Source organism: Bradyrhizobium elkanii WSM2783 (genome assembly GCF_000472865.1).
Lineage (GTDB): Bacteria > Pseudomonadota > Alphaproteobacteria > Rhizobiales > Xanthobacteraceae > Bradyrhizobium > Bradyrhizobium elkanii_A.
The window spans coordinates 1-6,140 of sequence record NZ_AXAP01000176.1 but is presented as its reverse complement, the minus strand read 5'-3'; the positions used below and the strand labels follow the sequence as shown (position 1 = coordinate 6,140).

Here is a 6,140-nt window from a genome sequence, read left to right as displayed (position 1 = left end):
TGAAGGAGGAACTTGGACTTGATCACTTCGAAGGGCGATCATGGCAAGGTCTTCATCGCCACGCCTTGATGACAATGATTGCCTACGCCTTCCTGCAACATCGTCGCCTCGCATACGCGGGGCGGAAAAAAAAGAATCAACGGGCCTCCGCCTCAGCCAACCATGCCAGCCGTACGTCACGCCATCGTCGATCTCATCCTTCGGCCGCCGTCTCAGCAGTGCCCATATTGCCGAAAGCAAATCCGTGAAAAACAGCGGCGAAAACACAATCTGCCAAAGTAGTGCTAAAATCGCCTGACAGGGATGCGGCGTTCACCCCCACACCGCCTCGGCCCCCGGCGGGCACGATTTCTTCGAGAGCACGTCTGATCGGCGTTTGCCTCCGACTAACGTGAGAATTATTTCGCTGAAACTCCATAAGGTAGGCCCCATGATTAGCTGGCCGATGTTGATCATCGTTTCAGGAGGCTTTGCCGCGCCGATCGCACTCGGTACGCACTTCGTCACAGTTATTTTTGGTCGGAGATCATTCGCGACAATTGTTTCCGGTAGCGTAGCTACGTCATTGATTTTCGCGGCTTGCATCTGGCTCGACGGCATTCCAAATAACTCTGCTGCGCTTACAGAAGCTTACCTAGGCGTTGCTAGTGCATGCATGATCGTTGCTTCAGTATTTTCTGGCAGGTTGATCAGTCCAATGGAGGCTGAGAGGCGAGCAGAGGAAGGGTTGCCAATCATTCCAGACTAACAAGTGCCCTAGGTCTGGAGTCAATTGATCGATTGCCGAATACATAGTGCCCATCTTATTGAGTAGGACAAGCGATGGTCGAAGTTTTAGGTCCGGACCACTACATTCTGCTTTGCGCAGGAAGGTATGCGGCAACACTGACCGAATACCGGAACGCCGATGACCGCGAACGACACCGTCTCCAACAAAAAATGGACTACCTGCTTGAATCTGGCAGGTTAGAAGTCGAAGCGGAGAAATGCCGGCGCGAGAACCGCTTGGGATCCGACATTCGGAGTTTTGTTCGGGACAGAAAACCCCTTGGCCGCGCGATTAGTGGTACCGAAGCGGAAGCAGTCCGCCATTTTTATGCAACGCCGCCCGCACCGCTGCTCGATACTCTATCGGGCGAGGAATTGATGTCACTGAGTGACCTTTTCGAGGGATGGGCCCAAGAACGCGACCGACACGATCCACGGACGATGATCGAATTGTTGGGCTGGTCCGACGGGATGCGTATCTTGGTTCAAACAGTTGGAACCGAGTACGTTCCACTTAATCCACCTGAAGGCGCTCAGCTCCCATTGCTGAAATTCCTTGCAAATAGAATGCGGAAAGCCGGCTAGCGTCAGCGCCGAACGCGGCTTTCAAAGGCGGTCGAGTGATAAAAAACAAGGTGCTTGATGAAGCAGGAACTGCCGTTGTGTATCGGGTTTATCGACGATCCCGGCCCGTTCTCCTCTTTGGAGACGTGGGAGCTGTTTTTGACTGAGGTGCAGGCGCTGCCTGAGTGGACTCTAAAGGTTGATATGATCCGCGGGATCGAGAGAATGATTTCGCTCAAGCGGCGGGAGAGCCAAAACAAAGGCGAAGCTTTAGTCCGTTAGCGTCAACTGTCGACCTCTCGACGATCCCAAGTTGCGGCCAGCCGGCGCCGTGGTACGCCACGCGGTAAACGCGATTGGCTGCGCACATGGGGAAAGACTTACCCGTGCCCCTGCCAGAGTTTCAGTAATGACGGAACGTCCATCCTCCCTACCCGCCTGGAAAGCACCTTGGAAACATTCAGCTTCTCTGCTCGGCGACTAATCATGGTGCACAAACCCACGGTCGAAAACTACGGCGGAAGGTATTACACGCGCGATCTCTCATGACCGAACAACTCTCGGAAGGAAAGATGCGCCCATTTCACCTTGCTGGGTCCGACCGCGGTGGAGTCGCAACAGGCCTTGGTGGAAAACCCGAGACAACACAGGCGCCATGCGCTCGCGTTGCGGCAGACAAGGAGCCATCACATGCCGACCGATTGGAACCTCATCCGAGAGATGATGGCCGCTGTCATTGATAGCTGCGAGCAGATCGAGGCGACCGGATATACAGAACGGGATCGCGATGTAACGGTTGATATTTCTGGTCGGAAGGTCAGCGTTCAGGAGTTCATGGTGAGCGCGTGGACGCTTCCAGAGAACCTTCGATATTGGATCATCCGTGATCGACACGACAAGGGTGTCGATCTCCCATACATACCCGACGTGAGCCGCTCGCGGACGGTTTGGGTTCCAATGCAATTCCGTCTTTTTTCTGACGCTGCTAGAACCGAGCGATACCGTCGCACATTGATCCCGAACGCGAGAGGAGGATTGTCATGCCACGACTAGCAGTCGGGTTTTTCTTGGCACTGGCGGCGACAGCGTCCAGCGCGCAAGACATGACGACTAAATCGCAAACGCCGGCCATTGCCAAAGCGAGTGAAAGACAGCCATTCCTATATGATGGACGGATGTGGGGCGACGGCGGTCGGCAGCGAAAGTTCGGCCATGATCATAATCCCAACACTGGTGCCATCGTCATGCCGCCCAACGCCAGCCAGCCTGAGCGCAAACGATGAGTCCGCGCATTGGTTCCTGAACTCAGAAGGCGCCACGATCACATATGCCCCAAAATCGATTGACCTCATGAGAGGTCTGCTCGGGGTCAATCGCGCCCGTTTGCCCCGCAGCCCGAGACTTCTGGTCTACCCCCAACTGCGGACATGTCTCCACGCTGCGCAAACTGTCGCGAAGGGCCATAAGCGGAAGTGCCTTCGCTACTTCATAGGCAGCCTGCCGACGTTAGAATAGCCCATCCTTTCACGTCTTCGATTTGCAGGTTCAAGACACCGACTAAGCGGCCCAACGCGAGTTCCGCATCAGGCTGCAAAAGTCACTTCGGTGAAAATGGGGGTCCTTGTCAATCATGATATCGGCGAGGCCGGTCTGTTGGGTCGTTTCCGGCCGGTGTTTGAGGCCGTCGTAAAACGCCTGGAGTAGGTCTTCCACGAATTGCGGCGCACGCGGGTAGGCCGTCACCACCGCCCCCCGCTGCGCGTCGGTGAATTCGTCATAGCCAAGGCTTACCAGATCCATCATCACGCCCTCCGCAGTCAGCGCGGCGACGGGATGCAGGTGCTCGGAGATTCCCGGCGTGGTGTGCAGCGCGATCGCAAACCAGACCTTCTCGATATCGCTCTCCGAGATGCCGTGGCTTCGCAGGAAGTCGCGCGCCGCATTCGCGCCGTCCACCTCGAAGCGCAGCCGACTTTCCCGGAAGCCGGAGGTCAGGCCGAGATCATGGAACATGGTCGCCGTGTACAGCAGCTCCGGATCGAAGGTCAGCTTCTTCCGCTTCCCGGCCAGGGCGCCCCAGAAATAGACGCGCGTGGAGTGCTGAAACAGAAAGTCGCTTTCGGTGTCTCGAATGAACTGCGTTGCTTCGCGCGCCAATTGGCTGTCGGGAATCTTCACGCCTGTAATCTCTTGGAACATCATGGTCCATCCTCCATCAGCATCAGGTACGGCCCGAACTCACGCCTTTCACCTCAGGGCCGAGGTGACCGGCATTACCGCTGGTTTCTGAACTGCCGTTAGCAAGCCCGCATTTAAACCTGACGAGGCCCCTTCAAGGAATGGAAAAACAACTCCACATCCAGCTACCCGCGAAGGAGAGCCAGAAGTTGCCGATCGCCTCAGCTACGCATTTGTGGATGGGGCTGCTGTTCATGGGCTCCTCTCTTGATTGATGCAAACGATCGATTCAGGAGCGACGTAAGCGGTCGATCAAAAGCGGCTTGTCGGGACACCCGGTTCAACGCAGGACCTTTAACTTACGCCAATAGGATATGTCCTCCTGCCCCGAAGGGGAAGCCGCGCTGGGCCGGCCATCGCCAAAACCGAAAGGTCCGGAAGGGATCGCAAGCCGACGTTCGCAGCCGATCGGGCCATGTCGGATGAATCTTTGGCTCGCCTTTACGCAGGAGGATTCAATCTGCGCATGGGCGCTCGCCCAGACAGATGAGGCCGTCCATTCCCAACTGGAAGCACGAATGGCGAGCGGGGGCGGTTATTTTAAAGGAAGGAGGTGGTGCCTTTGAGCCAAGCCAGCTACTTCCAATCTCTGGATTAAGCCGGCGCCGATGACCGTCAAATTATAGAATGCGTCGGGGACGGGGAAGCGGCCCCCGGCGCGTAGTCGACTTCCACGACGACAAGCGACTTTCCAGGAATATTCGGGATCGGCTGATTGAATTTAGGCGCAACCGTCCGCCGCCTGCTCAATCAGCACCCCCACCGCGCGCGGATTGGAGACGTAGATCGCGTGACTTCCGGGGACCTCGACGACTGTCGAGCTCGCGCGGTTCGCCATCCGCCGTTGCGTGGGCGCCGAGATCATCTTGTCGTCCGTGGCCACGAGATACCAACTCGGCTTTTTCTTCCACGCGGGCTCGGTGACCACGGCATTGTTCGCCTCCATGCCAAACGGCACCTGGCTGTCGGCCCAGAAGCCGGCGGTCTTAGGATCCACATCAGCACCGAACGCGGCCGCCATCTTCGCCTTGTCTTGGAAAAGATATCCTTCCTTCGGCGGCGTAAACGACGGCGGGCGGCCGACGATGGTGTCGACGGACTCGCCTTTGTCCGGAGCGAAGGCGGCGATGTAGACGAGGGCAGCGACTTTGGGATGCATGCCCGCCTCAGTGATCACCACCCCGCCGTAAGAATGACCGACCAGCACCGCCGGACCTTCCTGCTCATCGAGGATCAGATTGGTCGCGGCCACGTCGCCCTCCAGCGAGACGGTCGGGTTCTGGACGACGCTGACGGTGAAACCGTGCTCATTGAGGACGTCGTAGACGCCAGCCCAACTCGATCCGTCGACGAAGGCACCGTGAACCAAAACGATGTTGTTGATCCTGGCCATGACGCGCTCCTGCAAGGCCGAGGCGAGTGCAAGCAGCGAGGCGCTACACCCGCGCGTATCCCTAAACGGCGTCCCCCTAGCACGGTTCCGGGGAACGATGCCGGGTAACGTCGCACTGAATGATAATTTCGCGGGCGCTGATAGCGATTACCGGCATCGCTAAATGGCCACCACCATCATCACTGTGTGTTGATCAGGCCACTTTCCTGCTGAGGAACAGCCCGTCCTCTTTGTCGACCTCAAGAACACCATTGCCTTGCTGCAATGCACTGGCGATGGCTTTGCGTAATGCGGCAAGTTGAGGCTCCTTGGCGCCACGACATCTTCGGGCTCGGTGATCCGAAGCCTGGCAGGGTGCGGCGACATGGTGACGTTGCCGAATTGGCAATTGCGGGCTGAATTGTCTCTGCTCTTCCCCGAAAGGTAAGAGGTCCGCTAATGGGATGGTCCGGCCGTACTCCAGCCCCGCCAGTGATCGAAGCTGGTTCGGGGCACCGAAAAGGAGCACGCCATGTCTCAGAAATCTAGCAGCACAATCGCCGTGGTCGGCATTGATATCGGCAAGAACTCGTTTCACGTCATAGGGCACGATCGGCGTGGTGCGATCGTACTCCGGCAAAAATGGTCGCGTGGCCAGGTCGAGGCGCGACTTGCCAACCTGCCGCCGTGCCTGATCGGGATGGAAGCCTGCGTCGGCGCACATCATCTCAGCCGCAAGCTCCAAATGCTTGGCCACGACGCCCACCTGATGCCGGCGAAATACGTGCGGCCGTATTCGAAGGGGCAGAAGAATGACTTCCGAGATGCGGAAGCGATCGCTGAGGCTGTCCAACGCCCGACCATGAAGTTCGTCGCGACCAAAACCGCCGATCAACTCGACCTTCAGGCACTGCACCGCGTCCGCGATCGATTGGTCGGTCAGCGTACCGGCGCCATCAATCAGATCCGTGCGTTCCTGCTGGAGCGGGGCATCGCCGTGCGGCAAGGCCTGCATTCCCTGCGGTTCGAGTTGCCGGGTATCCTGGCAACGCGCACCGATGTGCTCTCGCCTCGCATGTTGCGCATCATCGAGGGTCTGGCCGAAGACTGGCGCCGGCTGGATGCGCGTATCGAGGGTCTATCTAGCGAGATCGAAACCCTGGCCCGGCAAGATCAGGCCTGCCAGCGACTGATGACG

At 57.9% G+C, this 6,140-nt stretch carries 7 protein-coding genes and 3 pseudogenes; 6 read left to right on the top strand and 4 right to left on the bottom strand.

What is annotated here, in order from left to right:
* The 5 genes and pseudogenes from YY7_RS59920 to YY7_RS57400 form a co-directional block, all read left to right on the top strand.
* Positions 1–248, top strand: a pseudogene (locus YY7_RS59920) (IS701 family transposase); the annotation flags it as partial.
* Positions 249–445: 197 nt separating this feature from the next.
* The gene (locus tag YY7_RS61630) at positions 446–748 is read left to right on the top strand and encodes a hypothetical protein (protein WP_155255686.1); all 303 of its coding nucleotides are present in this window, start codon (positions 446–448) and stop codon (positions 746–748) included.
* Positions 749–822: 74 nt separating this feature from the next.
* Complete coding sequence (locus tag YY7_RS0149225; protein ID WP_028169350.1) at positions 823–1,353, top strand: hypothetical protein; 531 nt, start codon at positions 823–825, stop codon at positions 1,351–1,353.
* A 57-nt stretch (positions 1,354–1,410) separates the two neighbouring features.
* The gene (locus tag YY7_RS0149220; protein WP_028169349.1) at positions 1,411–1,614 is read left to right on the top strand and encodes a hypothetical protein; all 204 of its coding nucleotides are present in this window, start codon (positions 1,411–1,413) and stop codon (positions 1,612–1,614) included.
* A gap of 408 nt (positions 1,615–2,022) precedes the next feature.
* Positions 2,023–2,385 (top strand): hypothetical protein, encoded by a 363-nt coding sequence (locus YY7_RS57400; protein WP_155255685.1) that lies wholly within the window; start codon positions 2,023–2,025, stop codon positions 2,383–2,385.
* Positions 2,386–2,889: 504 nt separating this feature from the next.
* On the opposite strand, the gene YY7_RS0149205 is transcribed toward YY7_RS57400, so the two are convergent.
* From YY7_RS0149205 to YY7_RS59905, 4 genes and pseudogenes are all read right to left on the bottom strand, one after another.
* On the bottom strand, positions 2,890–3,531 hold the full coding sequence (locus tag YY7_RS0149205; RefSeq protein ID WP_028169347.1) for an HD domain-containing protein: 642 nt from the start codon (positions 3,529–3,531) through the stop codon (positions 2,890–2,892).
* A gap of 663 nt (positions 3,532–4,194) precedes the next feature.
* Positions 4,195–4,305 (bottom strand): annotated as a pseudogene (locus YY7_RS64235) (cupin domain-containing protein); the annotation flags it as partial.
* The gene (locus YY7_RS0149195; RefSeq protein WP_035693205.1) at positions 4,292–4,963 is read right to left on the bottom strand and encodes an alpha/beta hydrolase; all 672 of its coding nucleotides are present in this window, start codon (positions 4,961–4,963) and stop codon (positions 4,292–4,294) included. The gene YY7_RS0149195 and the pseudogene YY7_RS64235, both read right to left, overlap by 14 nt.
* A 193-nt stretch (positions 4,964–5,156) precedes the next feature.
* Positions 5,157–5,347: pseudogene (locus YY7_RS59905) on the bottom strand (class I SAM-dependent methyltransferase); the annotation flags it as partial.
* A 127-nt stretch (positions 5,348–5,474) separates the two neighbouring features.
* Between YY7_RS59905 and YY7_RS0149185 the strand changes: the two are divergent.
* Positions 5,475–6,140, top strand: a 666-nt coding sequence (locus YY7_RS0149185) for an IS110 family transposase (protein ID WP_028169344.1), incomplete at its 3' end; no start/stop codon positions are given.

Coding starts and splice junctions, on each gene's coding strand:
- YY7_RS61630 (WP_155255686.1), top strand. CDS start 446: ATGTTGATCATCGTTTCAGGAGGCTTTGCCGCGCCGATCGCACTCGGT.
- YY7_RS0149205 (WP_028169347.1), bottom strand. CDS start 3,531: ATGTTCCAAGAGATTACAGGCGTGAAGATTCCCGACAGCCAATTGGCG.
- YY7_RS0149225 (WP_028169350.1), top strand. CDS start 823: ATGGTCGAAGTTTTAGGTCCGGACCACTACATTCTGCTTTGCGCAGGA.
- YY7_RS57400 (WP_155255685.1), top strand. CDS start 2,023: ATGCCGACCGATTGGAACCTCATCCGAGAGATGATGGCCGCTGTCATT.
- YY7_RS0149220 (WP_028169349.1), top strand. CDS start 1,411: ATGAAGCAGGAACTGCCGTTGTGTATCGGGTTTATCGACGATCCCGGC.
- YY7_RS0149195 (WP_035693205.1), bottom strand. CDS start 4,963: ATGGCCAGGATCAACAACATCGTTTTGGTTCACGGTGCCTTCGTCGAC.